This is a genomic window from Alteromonas sp. ABV2_168, from assembly GCF_056161165.1.
Map to the genome: position 1 here is coordinate 574,930 of NZ_JBSWYQ010000001.1, position 16,307 is coordinate 591,236.

Here is a 16,307-nt window from a genome sequence, read left to right on the forward strand (position 1 = left end):
TGCGGAGAAAACAATGGAAATCACATTTGAACTCGGGTATGCATTAGATACCTTCTATTTCCTTATTTGCGGTGCGTTAGTCATGTGGATGGCTGCCGGCTTTGCCATGCTTGAGGCGGGTCTGGTTCGTGCTAAAAACACCACTGAAATTCTGACCAAGAACGTGGCGCTTTATGCCATTGCCTGTACCATGTATATGATCTGCGGTTACAGCATCATGTACGGCGGTGGTGACTTCACATTATTCCTTTCAGGTATTGTTGGTGACGGTGCAACAGGTGTTGCAGAAGAACCGGCTACCTACGCGCCTTCAGCTGACTTCTTCTTCCAGGTAGTATTCGTTGCCACTGCAATGTCTATCGTATCCGGTGCGGTTGCTGAGCGTATGAAACTGTGGGCCTTCCTGGCATTCGCAGTTGTGATGACTGGTTTCATCTATCCAATGGAAGGTGCATGGACATGGGGCGGTGAGTCTGTATTCGGTATGTACGTGCTGGGCGACAACGGTTTCTCTGACTTTGCAGGTTCCGGTATTGTTCACATGGCAGGTGCTGCTGCAGCCTTAGCCGGTGTACTGGTACTTGGCGCACGTAAAGGTAAATACACTGCAGATGGCAAAGTAAATGCTATCCCGGGTGCTAACCTGCCTCTGGCGACTTTAGGTACATTCATTCTGTGGATGGGTTGGTTCGGCTTCAACGGTGGTTCTGTTCTGGCAACAGCTACTGTAGAAAGTGCTAACTCTGTTGCGGTTGTATTCATGAACACCAATGCCGCCGCTGCCGGTGGTGCAATTGCTGCTCTGCTGCTGGCCCGCGTAATGTTCGGTAAAGCTGACCTGACTATGGTACTTAACGGTGCACTGGCTGGTCTGGTAGCCATTACTGCTGAACCTTCAACGCCAACGCCTCTGATGGCAACACTGTTCGGTGCGTTAGGTGGTCTGCTGGTTGTTCTGAGCATCGTGTTCCTGGACAAACTGAAAATCGATGATCCTGTAGGTGCTATCTCTGTTCACGGTGTAGTTGGTCTGTTAGGTCTGTTACTGGTGCCGGTAACTAACGAAGGTTCTACTTTCGGTGGTCAACTGTTAGGTGCTGCTACAATCTTTGTATGGGTATTCGTAACCAGTCTGATTGTTTGGGTAATCCTGAAAGCTGTAATGGGCATCCGGGTTTCTGAAGAAGAAGAATTTGAAGGTGTTGACGTTGCTGAATGTGGTCTGGAAGCATATCCTGACTTTACTTCAGGTCGTTAATCTTCAACACGGAGACTTGATTGGGCAACCTATAACAAAAGCATAATGCTCAACTCACCAAAATTTGAACCCCGCATCTGCGGGGTTTTTTCTGTTTAATAGAAATAAATAATTAACATCTTTTAAAAAATAGATTGGTCGTTTTCCGGCTCTCTGTTGTACGCATAGTTACACCAACTATCGTGCTTTTCCCAGGAGACCGTCATGAGTAAAAAACCAACTCTCACCACCAGCGCGGGCGCGCCCGTCGAATCTAACGAAACCAGCAAAACAGCGGGCGCAAGAGGTCCGGTTCTGCTGACAGATTATCAGCTTGTTGAAAAGCTGGCACACCAGAACAGGGAGCGTATTCCTGAGCGTACGGTGCATGCCAAAGGCTGGGGTTTGCAGGGTACATTTACAGTGACCCACGACATTACCCGGTACACCTGTGCCGACCTGTTCTCTGAGATTGGCAAAAAGACCGAAGTGCTGAGTCGCTGGTCTACCGTTGCCGGCGAATCAGGCGCTGCTGACACCGAGCGTGATGTACGCGGTTTCAGTCTTAAGTTTTATACCGAAGAAGGTAACTGGGATATGGTGGGTAACAATACCCCAATCTTCTTTATCCGCGACGCGTTTAAGTTTCCGGATTTTATCCGTACTCAAAAGCGCCATCCGAAAACGAATCTTCGCAGCCCGGAAGCGATGTTTGATTTCTGGGCCGGACAACCTGAGTCTGTGCATCAGGTCACCATTCTGATGTCTGATCGTGGTATTCCTAAGAACCCTATGTACATGAACGGCTACGGCTCACACACTTTCAGTATGTGGAATGCCAAAGGCGAGCGTTTCTGGGTGAAATTCCACTTTAAAACACAGCAGGGGCATGAACATTACACCAATGATGAGGCTGAAGAGATCATAGGTAAAACCCGTGAGTCTTATCAGGAAGACTTAATCAATGCCATCGAAGACGGCAAATATCCTAAATGGACTCTGTACATTCAGGTGATGCCTGAAGAAGAGGCAGGGAAGCAGGCTTATAACCCTTTCGACCTCACCAAAGTGTGGCCTCATGGTGATTTCCCTCTGATTGAAGTGGGCGAACTGGAAATGCACACCGTGCCTGAAAACTACTTCCAGATGATTGAGAATGCAGCCTACAGCCCGTCAAACGTGGTGCCCGGTATCGGCTTCAGTCCTGATAAAATGCTGCAGGCCCGGGTGTTCTCCTATGCAGATGCTCACCGTTATCGTTTGGGAACTCACTATGAAGCCTTACCGGCTAATGCGCCGAAGAAAGCGGAATTGAACCATTATCATAAAGACGGTGCGATGCGCTTCTTTACCAATGATTTTGGTAATCCTGACGCCTATTACGAGCCAAACCAGCACAACGGTCCGGTGGCTCAAATTAAGAACCCGGAACCACCGCTGCGCATCGATGGCGATGCTGACCGCTACTATCAGGAAGAATCGGACATTGATTACGTGCAGCCAAGAGCCCTTTACAACATGTTCTCTGACGAGCAGAAAGAAAGGTTGTACAAGAACTATGCTGCCGCGATGGGGCCATGTTCAGACGGCGTAAAAGAGCGCTGGTACGCTGTTCTTGAAAAAGTACATCCTGACTACGCTGCAGGTGTCCGAAAAGCGGTGGAAGCGTTGGATACAGACGTTAACGCGGTGCCCATCACCGAAGACACGCCTCTGGAAGATAAGTAACAGTTGCCCGGTCACGGGCAATTAAACTGAAAAACATAACACCCGGCAGATGCCGGGTGTTTTCGTTGTGAAGAACCAATCGCGGGGAACCGGACCCCGCGTAATTTCTTACATCAGGCCGTTTGCTTCAATGCACCTGTACGGGTTAACGTACCAGCCGGAGCTGATGTGCCTTCTGACGCCACACTATCCGGTTCTTTTACCAGGTAAGTCGCCAGCTCTTCATCTGTAACCAGACGTACCACACGCATACCAGACTCCTCATAATCTGCGTTAATAAGCCCGAGTTCAGCGAAGCGGGCGAACAAATCACAGGACGGATACGCACCCCATTTCTGTTTGAACACTTCAGCGTTCGATACGATATCGCATAAGTGATTTACCGGTGGGTTGTAGTGAGCGTGGAATTGCTTGAATACATGACGGCCGGTGTTAACCAGATAAAGGCCTGCCTGGCTGCAACGTGCAGCAAAATCCAAATCGCCGATACCAAAGCCATGATAATCGAGATCGAACCCGCCTACACGCTCATAATCCTTCCGGGTGATACCGAATATATTAGTATCGAACTGCACAAACGGGACTTTTTCTGCGGCAGTGGCCTGAGGAAGGGCAAGCTGCTGCACGTAGCTTTCGTTAATATCTTCCGCTTTTTTATCAAGCTGGCATACATTGGCGGTGACAACCTTACCGATGGCGAGTGAACGGACCAGATTTTCCAGTAAAGATTCAGGGCAGATGCAGTCCACATCAAGGTAAATAAATTTGTCGGTTTTGCAGGTATCGAAACCACGGTTACGGGCTTTCGGGATCGGAAGTTCATCACTTGCTGCAAAACGGTGCACGATAGGGAAGTTTTCGCTACTTAATAGTGATTCGTCACTTGGCGGAGCCATCCATACAATCACCATTTCTTTTGGTAAAAGTGTAGAGCGTTCTATGCTGCTAATCAGGTTAGACAACTGCTGGGTACGTCGCTTAACAATAGTAACAATACTAAAATCAGTGCTCATGGCGTCGTCTCTCTGTCGGTTCATGTCCCTGCGGGACGGGTTAATTTCCAACCACAGATACGGCTCGTGGTGAGTCTGTTAGAAAAACAGTGAATAAATCCGCAAAATTACTGCAAACTTAGTTCCACCTTTAAACTAAAGTATAGTGAACGGGCTAACTTCGCGTTAATTCGTCATTTTTTGCTTTCTGGCCTGCCCGGATGAATTGCAGGGCGGAGTGTGTTAAATATGAATTTACAGAAAGCCGGTAATTTTTACAGTGGTTAGACAGAGCGGGGAAATGCATTTGCGACTGATAAGAAAGAGTCTGAAGCCGGTTATCACCGGTATGGTATTACTGGGCGTGTCTGCCGTTGCCGGGGCATACGACCGGATCACCGGTGAAATGTTTGCCAGCCGTTCCGAGGTCATTGCACAGCACGGGATGGTAGCCACCAGTCAGCCTCTGGCGACCCAGGTGGGGCTGGATATTCTTAAGCAGGGTGGCAATGCTATCGACGCAGCGATTGCAGCGAATGCCATGCTTGGTCTGGTGGAGCCCACCGGAAGCGGTATCGGTGGTGATCTGTTTGCTATCGTGTGGAGTGCAGAAGAGAAGAAACTCTATGGTCTGAATGCGTCCGGCCGCTCACCCCGTACCCTGACCAAAGCCGTGTTTGCAGAAAAAGGGCTCAATAAAGTGCCCTCATTTGGTCCGTTGCCGGTATCGGTTCCCGGTGCTGTGGATGGCTGGTTTGAGCTGCACAGCAAGTTCGGCTCTCTGCCTGTGACTGCCATTTTAACCCCGTCTATTGAATATGCCCGTAATGGTTTTCCGGTTTCTGAACTCATTGCGTATTACCTGCAAATGAATGCCGACCGGATTGGTCAATATGACGGATTTGCTGAAACCTTTATGCCCGGCGGTAAAGTACCTAAAAAAGGGGATGTGTTTAAAAATCCCGGACTGGCTGCCACCTACGAAAAAATCGCCACCGGCGGCAGAGATGCCTTTTATAAAGGCGATATAGCGCGGACAATCGCTGCCTACATGAAAGAGCAGGGCGGTTACCTTACCTTAGATGATCTGGCCAGCCATACGTCAGAGTGGGTTGAACCGGTATCCGCGAATTACCGGGGGTACGATGTATGGGAGTTACCCCCTAACGGACAGGGTATTGCTGCTCTGCAAATCCTGAATATTCTTGAGCGTTACGATATTGAAGGGATGGGGTTCGGCTCTGCAGACTACATTCACACTTTCGTTGAAGCGAAAAAGCTGGCATTTGAAGACCGCGCAAAATTCTATGCAGATATGGCATTTACTTCAGTGCCCGTAGACTGGCTGGTTTCTAAAGACTACGCCGCAGAGCGGCAGCAACTTATCAATCCGGAAAAAGCGGCCAAACGCTATGATGCCGGTGTGTACGAAGGTGATACCGTGTACCTGACCGTCGCCGATAAAGACGGCAACATGGTGTCTCTGATCCAGAGTAACTACCGTGGTATGGGCTCAGGCATGACGCCACCGGAACTGGGATTTGTGCTGCAGAATCGGGGGGAGCTGTTCACCATGCAGGAAGGACACGCGAATGAGTATGCGCCGGGCAAGCGTCCCTTCCACACGATTATTCCTGCCTTCGTTACCCGCAATGGTAAGCCGTGGTTAAGCTTTGGTGTAATGGGCGGTGCCACCCAGCCACAAATGCATGCACAAATCATCGTCGATCTGATTGATTTTGGCATGAACTTACAGGAAGCCGGTGACGCGCCCCGTATATTACATTCCGGTTCCAGCAGCCCTACCGGACATCTCATGCTGGATGGCGGTCAGGTACATCTTGAATCAGGCTTCAGTGAAACGGTTAAACGTGAACTGATGGAGAAAGGTCACACTCTGCAACCTGCCGTCGGGATCTACGGTGGTTATCAGGCAATTATGCAGGACAGTCAGCGGGGCGTGTATTTCGGTGCCTCTGAAAGCCGAAAAGATGGACAAGCCGCGGGGTATTGAGCCACACTATTACTTACTGGCCCGGGAAAATGCCCATAAATCAATAATCAGCGGGCAAACGGAAGGATGTCATGAGTCAACCTCAAAAAGGGGTGTGCGCCGAACCGAATCTGCATGCGCAATATTTATTGCTGAATGTCGTGGATGACGATGCAGAAACGGTGAGGGGAAAGCTTGCCCGCGTGTTGGATATATTCGATTTTTACGAAAACGAGCACTATGAAGCCATGCTCACCGGCATGATTGCCATCGGTGCCGGTTTCTGGTCTGAATTGTATCCGGGCTTTATTCCCACTGAACTGGCTCCGTTTCCGGATATGCAGTGTGAAGATCGCACTGCCCCTTCCACGCCCTGCGACCTGTTTATTCAAATACGTGCTGACCGTGCTGACATCTGTCATGCGGTAGGCATGGAAGTGATGGAGCTGCTCAGGCTGCACGTTGAGCTGGTGGAGCAGGTAAGAGGTTTCCGTTATCTCGATGGCCGTGACTTGAATGGTTTTATCTATGCGCCGGATAATCCGCGTGGAATGCAGCGACGCAAAACCGGTATTATCGATAACGACGAACTGGCTTTTAACGGCGGCAGTTACGTGCATGTGCAACGTTACCGCCACGATTTGCGACGCTGGGAAAGTCTTACTGCCCGTCAGCAGGAACAAATTATCGGTCTGACCAGGGAACACAACCTGGTGAGTCAGGAGCAAAACCCCATGTCTCATTGTATCCGCGCGTCGGCGAAAGGGCCTGATGATGATTTACCGGGGTTAATTAAACAGGGAATGCCTTACGGAGATCTGACAACTCAGGGGCTTTTCTTTGTAAGCTGTTCAGCCAGTGCACGGCCTTTCAAGTCTATGTTGCACAGCCAGGTTTTCGGTACCGGAGACGGTGATTATGACCGCTGGCTGGATTACACCAGTGCGGAAACCGGGGCATCTTTCTTTGCGCCGCCGGTTAACTTTATCCGCGAGCACGCAAAAAAATAACCAGGTTAGTGGTGCAGCTTCAATGCACCGTCCCAGTCTTCACTGAGCGTTAAATTACGGTATTGCAGGCATACATCGATGTGATGCTGAGGCAGTTGATCCTGCGGATTGATATCTCTGGCTTTCATGAAGTGAGCAATGGCGTCGTCCCACTCCCTGCGCATACGACAGGCCAGTCCGGCGGTGATTTGTGTTTGCACAGAGAGCCTGGCTTTCTGTTCTTCCTCACTCAGATGATCGAGCACTTCATACACTTCAATGGCACTTTGCCGGCCTTTCACTTTAACCCAGTCAAGTAAACGGGTTTTAACCGGATAGCCCGCGCCTACCGTTTCCAGGGTTTGTGCGCTGACAATAATGTCAGCATTGTATTTTTTGGTCAGTGACTCAAGTCTGTAAGCAATATTCACACTGTCGCCGAGTACCGTGGTGTCCATGCGGTCATCTGAACCGATAGTACCGATGATCACCGGTCCGAAATGAATACCGATCCCGATATTAATGGGCAGATATTCACAGTTATCCCTGTGAGAGTTGTACATCACCAGTGCTTTTCGTAAATCGATAGCAGCCTGAAGGGCATCGCGGGCTTTATCTTTAGCGGTGCCGCCCGGGTGGTCGAACAGCGCCATAATGGCATCGCCAATAAATTTGTCGATAAATCCACGGTTCTGATGAATAGGATCATTCATGCGCAGGAAATAGGAATTCAGGAAGCCCATGAGTTCCTGCGGGCTGAGATGCTCTGACAAGCCGGTGAAGCCGCGGATATCACAAAACAGGATAGCCACTTCGTCTTCGTCTGCATGTCCCAGTTCCAGCGTGGCTCCGCTGCCATGTTTGGCAAAGTGTTCAACGAACTGACGGGGGACGAATTTCTGGAAGGTTTTACTCAGTTGCATCGCCTCATTGGCTTTTTCGACGTAACTGGCTTCACGGCCGTCAGGGGTATCAGAAACAGGCGTTTTCTTCGGATGTGTTCTGTCGAGTTCAGCCTTCAGTTCGCGGATTTGTGCAGACTGTCTGAACAGGAAATATGCGGCAACACCGCCCACAGCGATAAGACCATAAATGAGTAGCCAGCTTAACGTCATGGTGTCACCACATATCCAACACTACAGAGAGCCTAACACTTTATCAGCAATGCTGAGTGTTTTATCAATTACGTCTGCAGTGTGCATTTTTGACACAAACCCTGCTTCATAAGACGCCGGAGCCAGGTAAACACCGTTGTCCAGCATGCCGTGATAGAACACACGGAATTGCTCCTGGTTGCAGTTGATGGCCTGCTGGTAGTTCGTCACGCGGTCAATGCCGGTAAAGAACAAGCCGAACATGCTGCCGGCAACGTTGGTGGTCATAGGGATGCCGTGTTTATCCGCCAGAGCCTGAAAACCGTCTGCCAGTGCCTGAGTTTGAGCGAAAATCCCTTCATACATGGCGTCATCATCAAGTTGAGCCAGTGCGGCAAGGCCGGCTGCCATGGCTACCGGATTACCTGATAAAGTCCCTGCCTGATAAACCGGGCCGGTAGGGGCGATATGTTCAATAATGTCGCGGCGGCCACCGAATGCACCCACCGGCATACCGCCACCAATCACTTTACCCAAACAGGTAAGGTCCGGCCTGATGTTGTATCTTGCCTGTGCACCGCCTTTGGCGACACGGAAGCCTGTCATCACTTCATCGAAAATCAATACACTGCCGTGGTCATCACAGATCTTACGTAAGCCTTCAAGGAATCCTTCTACAGGCGGAATACAGTTCATGTTGCCGGCAACCGGTTCAACGATGATGCAGGCGATGTCATCGCCGTGTTCACGGAAGACTTCTTCAACGCTTTCAAGGTTGTTGTATTCCACCGTCAGCGTATGCTGCGCCACATCCGCAGGTACACCCGGTGAACTTGGTACGCCCAGTGTCAGTGCGCCGGAACCGGCTTTTACAAGCAGTGAATCGGCATGACCGTGGTAACAGCCTTCAAATTTAACCAGCTTGTTGCGGCCGGTATAGCCACGGGCCAGCCGGATTGCCGACATGGTTGCTTCGGTCCCTGAATTTACCATGCGTACCATTTCCATTGACGGCACCATGCTGCTGACCATTTCGGCCATGATAATTTCTGATTCTGTAGGCGCACCAAAACTCAATCCGTTTTGTGCGGCATTGATAACAGCTTCACGGATTTTATCGTTGTTATGACCCAGTACCATGGGGCCCCAGGACTGCACGTAATCAATGTACTGATTGTCGTCAGCATCCCAGATGTAAGCGCCGTCTGCTTTAGTGATGAAACGGGGTGTGCCGCCTACCGCTTTAAAGGCACGGACCGGGGAGTTCACGCCACCGGGAATCGTTTTTTGCGCGCGGGCAAAGAGGACTTCAGATTTTGACATAATGCTTATTGGCTCTTGTTAGTGTACCAAACCACGTCGCGTTCATATTTCGCGACCAGATCTTCAACGCCCAGTGTCAGCGCGAAGAGTGCCATTCTTACCAGCACGCCGTTATCGGTCTGCCGGAAGATGGCCAGGTTCGGGTTGGTATTCAAATCGTTATCCAGCTCATTAGCTTCCATACGGGAATCCCGCGGAAGTGGATGCATGATCACCGTTTTTGACTGGAAGTGCTTAGTGTAAATAGACTGGTTGAGGCGGAAGCGGCCACGGTATTTATTGGCTTCTTCCTGAGAAGGAAAGCGTTCTTCCTGAATGCGTGTCTGATAACAGATGTCCGCATCTACCGTGCCGTCGATATGCTCAGAGATAGTCAGTTTGTGACCGGCATCTTCAATGGCAGAGACAATGTAGTCCGGCATGGCCAGCTCTGCTGGTGCGATAAGTGTAAAGTGGATATCCTTATACAAACACAGCAGTTTCGACAAAGAATGTACGGTACGGCCATATCGCAAATCACCAATCATGGCGATGTGGAGTCCGTCGATGCCTTTACCATTGTATTCCAGCTCACGCTTTATGGTAAATAAGTCCAGTAATGCCTGCGTCGGGTGTTCGTTTGCGCCGTCGCCGCCGTTGATGACCGGTACACGGCTGCCGTCAGCAAATTCGCTTACTGAACCCGCGTGCGGATGACGCATGGCAATAATATCGGAATAGCCACTTAATACACGGGCTGTGTCGTAAAGCGATTCACCTTTCGCAAGCGCAGAGTTGCTCATGCCGGTGGTTTCCCGTACTTCCCCGCCAAGCAGGTTAAAGGCAGTCCCGAAACTTACCCGTGTACGTGTGCTGGGTTCGAAAAATAAGTTACCCAGGATGGCGCCGTCCAGCACCGTGGTGCGCTTCTGACGCTTTGCATAAGGCTCCATGGAATGGGCCACAGAAAAGACTTTCTCGATGGCATCACGATCGAATTGATTGACCGAAAGGATATGGTTGCCGGTAAACTGTGACATAGTGCTCTCAACAAACAAAATAAACCTGAACAGTTTATCAAAAAGCCGGCGATGTGTAGAGATAAGAACCTTAAATAGGTTTATGAGTTTTTCTGCGCAGGCCGGGGTAAAATCAAACTTTCTTCAGATAATCACCGGATGAATGTGACAAAGCGACCGCAGGCAAACAAACCATCCCGTTCATGGTGGCGGACTGACTGTCCGCAATGCCGGCGTCTGCGTATGATATTCATCTGGGCGGTTATCGTATTTGTGGTGTATTTTTATGTCTGGAACTGATTCTGACCCTATTTATGTCAGGGCAACGTCAAAGGGTAACGGCATCACTGCATTGGTGCTGGGTGTGGCCGGACTGATAATGTCGGCAATATGGATGAAATTTCTGCCGGACTGGCTGTTTCTGGCTGCTATTTTCCTGACCAGTGCGTCGATTGTATCGCTGCTCATCGGCTGGTTCAAAGTAAGAGAGCCTCAGTTCAGTATCGAAATTTCTCCGCAGGAAATCCGTTATCATCACCGGTTGGGCAACTGGCTGTTACAGTGGGATAACGTGCAGCGTATAGACTGCCCGCGGGTGCAGCAGGGTTTAGAACAGGTGGAGCTTGAAGCGGTAGGTTTCCGGATTAAAGACTACGGTGCGTTCTTAAATCATGTTTCCCCCCGGCTGGCCACCCATTTACTGATGGAGCAACGTCCGTTGCTGCTTCACAGGGATGAAAAAAACTGTAAAACCGGTGCCTGTTTTGAGCAGGAAATGTTTGATGATAAACATTACACCACTGCAGACAATCAAACTTTTACCGGCGTTAAAGCCATGCTGGCGAACAGAATGTCTCAGCTTCGTCAGTCGCTGGGGTATGATGTGTTTATTGCCGCCTCTGATATTGATCGTGAACCTGCTGACTTTGCCCGCTTTATGCGCCAGTGCCAGCAAGCCCGTCAGGACAGACTGATGGATACTCAGGCAGGTTGATGCCTGCACCTTCCCCTGAGTCTCCGGCTCAGGGGAAGGTGTAATTCATTTCTTCCAGGAAGCGTCTGGCTTCTGTCATTAATATTTCGCACTCATTCAGCAGGGCAGGCAGATGCTCTGCAATCAGGAAGTTTTGCTCAAGCTTTAGTGCGATTTCCAGTTCTGAAGCCAGTTCCTGTAACTTCGGTACACCGGTGTAACAGCAGGCTCCGTGGAGTTTGTGCACTTCCGCCTTCAGGCCGTCGAAGTCTTTTTCTTTCCACATCGATTTTAATGTGGAAATGGTGGGCGGCAGCAACACCACAAAATCCCCCAGTAACGAGCGTGCCGCTTCCGGGTTCTGGTGGGTGCGTTTAACCGCCAGTTGCCAGTCCAGAGTAGGTAAAGCCATGGCTGTCGGGGTGGCGTTCTGACACCAGCGCTTAATCAAATCGAGAAGCGCGCCCATTTCGATAGGCTTGGGCAGATAATCGTCCATACCTGATGCCAGCAACCTTTCCTGTTCCTCTTTGAAAGCATGGGCGGTGACTGCAATGATGGGGGTACCCATATTCAGAGCCGTTTTGCGGATCAGTCTGGATGCCTGCAAACCGTCCATACCCGGCATCTGAACATCCATCAGAATGAGATCATATTCCGTACTCTGACAACGGTTAACGGCATCCTGCCCGCTCATGGACGTGGTAAGACTGACCGGCGAGTGGTCCAGCCAGGTATGCAGCAGTTTAAGGTTCATTTCCATGTCATCAACAGCCAGAATACGCGCCTTAGGCAGGTTATTCATCTTATCCTGCATCGGATTGCGGCGACGGGCTGTTTTCTGATGCAGCAGGCTTTCCAGTTTGGTGAGTGTGACAGGCATTCTTACCTGTTCATGGAAGTGCTGGGTCAGGCTGGGATACTGGTTGAACGGTTCCGGACCGGAGTACCACAGGATGCGTTTTTTCGCCGGAAACTCCACCAGTTCACTGAGGTACGTGTTCCGCTTCTCCAGATGGGAAACCGGTACAGTAGCAAACAGTAAATCAGGATGTATATCCAGCATGTTCAGAAAGGCTACGGAATCTGCTGATGTCACTCTGGCTCCCAGCGCGGTGAGCATGGAGGCTGTGGCTCTGCGGGTGTCCGGCACAGGGTCGAATACCACAACCCGTTTTCCAATCCATTCGGCGTTCGGTGTCAAACTGTATTTCTGACTAAGCTGATTCGCCCGCAGACGAATGTCAAAGACACTGCCAAGACCGGGAACACTGTTTAAATCCAGTGTGCCGCGCATCAGTTTTATCAGCTCCCGGCAGATAACCAGGCCAAGCCCTGTGCCCTGATAACTACGGTTCAACGCATCATCAATCTGGGAGAAAGCATTAAACAGCTTTTTCTTATCCTGACGGCTGATACCAATACCGGTATCTTCAATCCGGAAGTGTAATTCATGGATGCCGTGGGGCAGGGACGTGCCTCTCACTGTGAGGGTGATGGTGCCGGAAGAGGTGAACTTCAGTGCGTTACTGAGGAGGTTGTTCAGTACCTGCTTAATTCTGAATACATCGCCGATGAGTTTTTCCGGTAACGGGCCGGTATCAAAAACAAATTCCAGCCGCTTGGAGTGGGCAGACTTAGACATCAGCGTCACCATGTCTTCCAGTAACTGGTTCGGTGAGAATGGCTGATTGTTAATTTGCAGTTTACCGGCCTCAATTTTAGAGAAGTCGAGTACGTCATTGACGATACCCAGCAGGTTATCCGCCGCTGTGTTAATGATTCGAACCTGCTCCTGTTGTTCCACCGGCAGGGCAACATGGGTGAGCTCTTTACTGAATCCGAGAATGGCATTGAGTGGTGTACGGATTTCATGGCTCATATTGGCCAGGAACTGAGATTTTACGTTACTGGCTTTAATAGCGTCTTTGCGGGCAATGTCCAGACGGGCATTCTGCTCTTCAATGAGTTCCATATTATTGCGAAGCTCATTGGTTGCCTGGCTAACCTCAGAGGCCAGTTGGTTGCGACTCTTTTCCATGAGGGCGAAGGAGAACAACCCGGCTTCGATAAACACGCCGACCTGGAAGCAGTATGTGGTGTAGTCATTGGAAGGTAAAACATTCAGTAAGCTCAGAATGCCCACAATTGCGCCGCTGGCCAGCATGCCCCAGGCGAAGATGAAATAGAGGGCGGGTTTGAACTTATTAAGGTAAGCCTCAAAGCCGGCATAGATGTAACTGCAAATCGCAATCATACCCACGCCATACACCAGGTTATTCTTCCAGATGTGAGGCAGCAAATCGATGAGACAGCCTGCGCCGATAACGCCCTGCAAAACCAGCAGAGACATGATCACCGGATGGGAATTCGGGGCATGTTTTCTGGTTTCCAGAAAGGTAACCGCGAACAGCCCGGAGCTGATCCCGATGATGACGAAAATCATCTCTGTATGCGCAGCAAACCACGGGTCAAAGCCGTCGCGGAATATCAGGTGAAGATGGCCGCCCCAGACAAATTGCCATAGCAATACCGCCACAATGTAGCCCACATAGGCGACCAGGCTTGGCTCTCTGGAACCGAAGAACAGCGCGAAGTTGTATATTGCCAGAATGATCAGGCCGCCGTAGAACAATCCCCACAGCAGACTGTCCAGTTGTACGCCGAAACTATGGCGGGTTTCCGGCTCCACAGATAACGGTACAATCAGGCTGGAAGAGGAACTTTCGACCCGCAGGTATAACTCCAGCGGGGCGTCCACCGGCAGCTCAGCCCGCATGGTCGGTACGCGGAATATCTGCTCGGTTTGCAGCTTACCCTGATGACTTTGCTTTAAGACTTCATCGCCTCTGACGAGATAAAAATCGACTTTATCTAACTGGCTGAAATCGATATTGAATACCCAGTCACGGGTATTACTTGTGTTGTTGAATTTGGTAACCAGCCACAATGCGCGGGACTGAAAACCGAAGTTAGGATTCGGGTCGGTATAAAAACGGAAATCAGGACGACGCTTGATTGCTTCACTGATAGTCAGCTGCGTGTCTGTCTCGAAGTAAAATTCAAAATTGTCCGTCAGGCTGGTTTCAATATTTTCATTGATGAGCTGATGGGTAGTCTGAGCCTGAGCCGGCGCAGTGCACACCCCAAAAAACATCAAGATGCTGAACCAGGACCACAGTACTGCGCGCATTTTTGATAAGCTGGTTGGAAAAACGTGCGCCTATTAAACCACCAACAGGCGCGTTTGTACAAAAAACAGGGTGTAAATTGCTGCTATCTGTAAAATTAGCCTTCCGCATTACGGAAGGCTTGACGGTTATTTAAGCATAGGCAGATTCAGGTCGTGTTTCTGTGCACATTTCTGTGCCAGTTCGTAACCTGCATCAGCATGACGCATCACGCCGGTGGCCGGGTCATTCCAGAGTACACGGCCAATGCGCTTGTCAGCCTCTTCAGTACCGTCACATACAATCACAACACCTGAATGCTGGCTGAAGCCCATGCCCACACCACCACCATGATGCAGCGATACCCAGGTGGCACCGCCCGCTGTATTCAGCATGGCATTGAGCAGCGGCCAGTCGGAAACCGCATCCGAACCGTCCATCATGGCTTCGGTTTCACGGTTCGGGCTCGACACAGAACCGCTGTCCAGGTGATCACGGCCAATAACCACCGGCGCTTTAAGTTCGCCGTTACGGTACATTTCGTTGAACGCCAGTCCGAGACGGTGACGGTCGCCCAGTCCCACCCAGCAAATGCGTGCCGGTAAACCCTGGAAGCTGATCCGTTCCTGCGCCATATCCAGCCAGTTGTGCAATGAAGCGTCATCAGGCAGCAGCTCTTTTACTTTGGCATCGGTTTTGTAAATATCTTCCGGGTCGCCTGAAAGGGCAACCCAGCGGAATGGTCCTACACCTTCACAAAAGCGCGGACGAATATAAGCGGGTACAAATCCCGGGAAGTTAAAGGCATTGGTTACACCTTCCTGCAAAGCCACCTGACGGATGTTATTACCGTAATCAAAGGTAGGGATACCCATATCATCAAAGGCCAGCATCGCTTTTACATGTTCCGCCATAGACACTTTCGCTGCTGCAGTCACTGCTGCCGTGTCGCTCACCTGTTTCTCACGCCATTCTTCCAGCGTCCATCCCGCAGGCAGGTAGCCGTTAACCGGGTCGTGGGCTGATGTCTGGTCGGTAACCATATCCGGCTTAATGCCACGTTTAACCATTTCCGGCAGTATTTCCGCTGCATTTCCTAACAGGCCTACCGATACCGGTTTACCGTTTTCTTTTGCCCGTTCAAGGATGGCCAGTGCTTCATCCAGTGTTTCTGCTTTTTCGTCCAGATAACGGGTGCGCAGACGCATATCAATGCGGGTAGCATCGCACTCAATAGCGAGCATGGAGGCGCCGGCCATGGTGGCCGCTAAAGGCTGTGCACCGCCCATACCGCCCAGTCCGGCAGTCAGGATCCAGCGTCCTGCCAGGTTACCGTTGAAATGCTGGCGGCCGGCTTCGACGAAGGTTTCATAGGTGCCCTGAACAATGCCCTGAGAGCCGATGTAAATCCATGAGCCGGCAGTCATCTGGCCGTACATCATGAGGCCTTTTTTATCGAGCTCGTTAAACGTGTCCCAGTTCGCCCAGTGAGGAACAAGATTGGAATTGGCAATCAGTATCCGCGGCGCATTTTCGTGGGTGGGGAACACTCCCACCGGCTTCCCTGACTGCACCAGCAGGGTTTCATCGTCATTCAGGTTTTTAAGCGTATCGACAATCTTGTCGAAGCATTCCCAGTTTCTGGCTGCTTTACCGATACCGCCGTAAACCACCAGATCTTCGGGACGCTCTGCCACTTCCGGGTCCAGGTTGTTCATCAACATACGCAGGGGCGCTTCGGTCAGCCAGCTTTTAGCGTTCAGTTCACTGCCTCTCGGGGCACGGATTACTCGGGATGTTGTCATGATCT

11 protein-coding genes are annotated in these 16,307 nt (G+C 50.7%); 5 read left to right on the plus strand and 6 right to left on the minus strand.

The window, feature by feature from the left end; translation table 11 throughout:
* The first annotated feature begins 13 nt into the window (after nucleotides 1–13).
* Both ACXAH4_RS02555 and ACXAH4_RS02560 read left to right on the plus strand, forming a co-directional pair.
* Entirely contained in the window at nucleotides 14–1,258 is a 1,245-nt protein-coding gene (locus ACXAH4_RS02555) for an ammonium transporter (protein ID WP_119502788.1), read from the plus strand.
* A 204-nt stretch (nucleotides 1,259–1,462) separates the two neighbouring features.
* Nucleotides 1,463–2,965: a catalase gene (locus tag ACXAH4_RS02560; protein ID WP_349589900.1), complete on the plus strand. Its 1,503-nt coding sequence runs from the start codon at nucleotides 1,463–1,465 to the stop codon at nucleotides 2,963–2,965.
* A 113-nt stretch (nucleotides 2,966–3,078) separates the two neighbouring features.
* Here the strand turns inward: ACXAH4_RS02560 and ACXAH4_RS02565 are convergent, their stop codons facing one another.
* A complete protein-coding gene (locus ACXAH4_RS02565) occupies nucleotides 3,079–3,978 on the minus strand; it encodes a glycosyltransferase family 2 protein (RefSeq protein WP_474841541.1) in 900 nt (299 codons plus the stop codon).
* 328 nt (nucleotides 3,979–4,306) lie between these two features.
* On the opposite strand from ACXAH4_RS02565, the gene ggt reads away from it, so the two are divergent.
* Together ggt and ACXAH4_RS02575 are read left to right on the plus strand one after the other, a co-directional pair.
* Entirely contained in the window at nucleotides 4,307–5,971 is a 1,665-nt protein-coding gene (gene ggt, locus ACXAH4_RS02570; protein WP_474842372.1) for a gamma-glutamyltransferase, read from the plus strand.
* Between the two features lie 71 nt (nucleotides 5,972–6,042).
* The gene (locus tag ACXAH4_RS02575; protein ID WP_119502783.1) at nucleotides 6,043–6,960 is read left to right on the plus strand and encodes a Dyp-type peroxidase; all 918 of its coding nucleotides are present in this window, start codon (nucleotides 6,043–6,045) and stop codon (nucleotides 6,958–6,960) included.
* Nucleotides 6,961–6,965: 5 nt separating this feature from the next.
* On the opposite strand, the gene ACXAH4_RS02580 is transcribed toward ACXAH4_RS02575, so the two are convergent.
* The 3 genes from ACXAH4_RS02580 to ACXAH4_RS02590 are packed head-to-tail and all read right to left on the minus strand — an operon-like array spanning nucleotide 6,966 to nucleotide 10,375.
* On the minus strand, nucleotides 6,966–8,054 hold the full coding sequence (locus tag ACXAH4_RS02580; protein WP_474880583.1) for an adenylate/guanylate cyclase domain-containing protein: 1,089 nt from the start codon (nucleotides 8,052–8,054) through the stop codon (nucleotides 6,966–6,968).
* Between the two features lie 21 nt (nucleotides 8,055–8,075).
* Nucleotides 8,076–9,356, minus strand: a complete 1,281-nt coding sequence (gene hemL, locus ACXAH4_RS02585; protein ID WP_474880584.1) for a glutamate-1-semialdehyde 2,1-aminomutase — start codon at nucleotides 9,354–9,356, stop codon at nucleotides 8,076–8,078.
* Nucleotides 9,357–9,361: 5 nt separating this feature from the next.
* On the minus strand, nucleotides 9,362–10,375 hold the full coding sequence (locus ACXAH4_RS02590) for an aspartate carbamoyltransferase (RefSeq protein WP_474841535.1): 1,014 nt from the start codon (nucleotides 10,373–10,375) through the stop codon (nucleotides 9,362–9,364).
* A 265-nt stretch (nucleotides 10,376–10,640) separates the two neighbouring features.
* On the opposite strand from ACXAH4_RS02590, the gene ACXAH4_RS02595 reads away from it, so the two are divergent.
* Nucleotides 10,641–11,348, plus strand: a complete 708-nt coding sequence (locus ACXAH4_RS02595) for a DUF2982 domain-containing protein (RefSeq protein WP_303572068.1) — start codon at nucleotides 10,641–10,643, stop codon at nucleotides 11,346–11,348.
* A gap of 28 nt (nucleotides 11,349–11,376) precedes the next feature.
* Here ACXAH4_RS02595 and ACXAH4_RS02600 read toward each other — a convergent pair whose 3' ends face one another.
* Together ACXAH4_RS02600 and hutU are read right to left on the minus strand one after the other, a co-directional pair.
* Nucleotides 11,377–14,484: a hybrid sensor histidine kinase/response regulator gene (locus ACXAH4_RS02600; RefSeq protein ID WP_474880656.1), complete on the minus strand. Its 3,108-nt coding sequence runs from the start codon at nucleotides 14,482–14,484 to the stop codon at nucleotides 11,377–11,379.
* Nucleotides 14,485–14,646: 162 nt separating this feature from the next.
* Nucleotides 14,647–16,302, minus strand: a complete 1,656-nt coding sequence (hutU, locus tag ACXAH4_RS02605; RefSeq protein WP_474880586.1) for a urocanate hydratase — start codon at nucleotides 16,300–16,302, stop codon at nucleotides 14,647–14,649.
* Nucleotides 16,303–16,307 lie beyond the last annotated feature (5 nt).

Coding starts and splice junctions, on each gene's coding strand:
- ACXAH4_RS02580 (WP_474880583.1), bottom strand. CDS start 8,054: ATGACGTTAAGCTGGCTACTCATTTATGGTCTTATCGCTGTGGGCGGT.
- hemL (WP_474880584.1), bottom strand. CDS start 9,356: ATGTCAAAATCTGAAGTCCTCTTTGCCCGCGCGCAAAAAACGATTCCC.
- ACXAH4_RS02590 (WP_474841535.1), bottom strand. CDS start 10,375: ATGTCACAGTTTACCGGCAACCATATCCTTTCGGTCAATCAATTCGAT.
- ACXAH4_RS02595 (WP_303572068.1), top strand. CDS start 10,641: ATGTCTGGAACTGATTCTGACCCTATTTATGTCAGGGCAACGTCAAAG.
- ggt (WP_474842372.1), top strand. CDS start 4,307: ATGGTATTACTGGGCGTGTCTGCCGTTGCCGGGGCATACGACCGGATC.
- ACXAH4_RS02560 (WP_349589900.1), top strand. CDS start 1,463: ATGAGTAAAAAACCAACTCTCACCACCAGCGCGGGCGCGCCCGTCGAA.
- ACXAH4_RS02565 (WP_474841541.1), bottom strand. CDS start 3,978: ATGAGCACTGATTTTAGTATTGTTACTATTGTTAAGCGACGTACCCAG.
- ACXAH4_RS02555 (WP_119502788.1), top strand. CDS start 14: ATGGAAATCACATTTGAACTCGGGTATGCATTAGATACCTTCTATTTC.
- hutU (WP_474880586.1), bottom strand. CDS start 16,302: ATGACAACATCCCGAGTAATCCGTGCCCCGAGAGGCAGTGAACTGAAC.
- ACXAH4_RS02575 (WP_119502783.1), top strand. CDS start 6,043: ATGAGTCAACCTCAAAAAGGGGTGTGCGCCGAACCGAATCTGCATGCG.
- ACXAH4_RS02600 (WP_474880656.1), bottom strand. CDS start 14,484: ATGTTTTTTGGGGTGTGCACTGCGCCGGCTCAGGCTCAGACTACCCAT.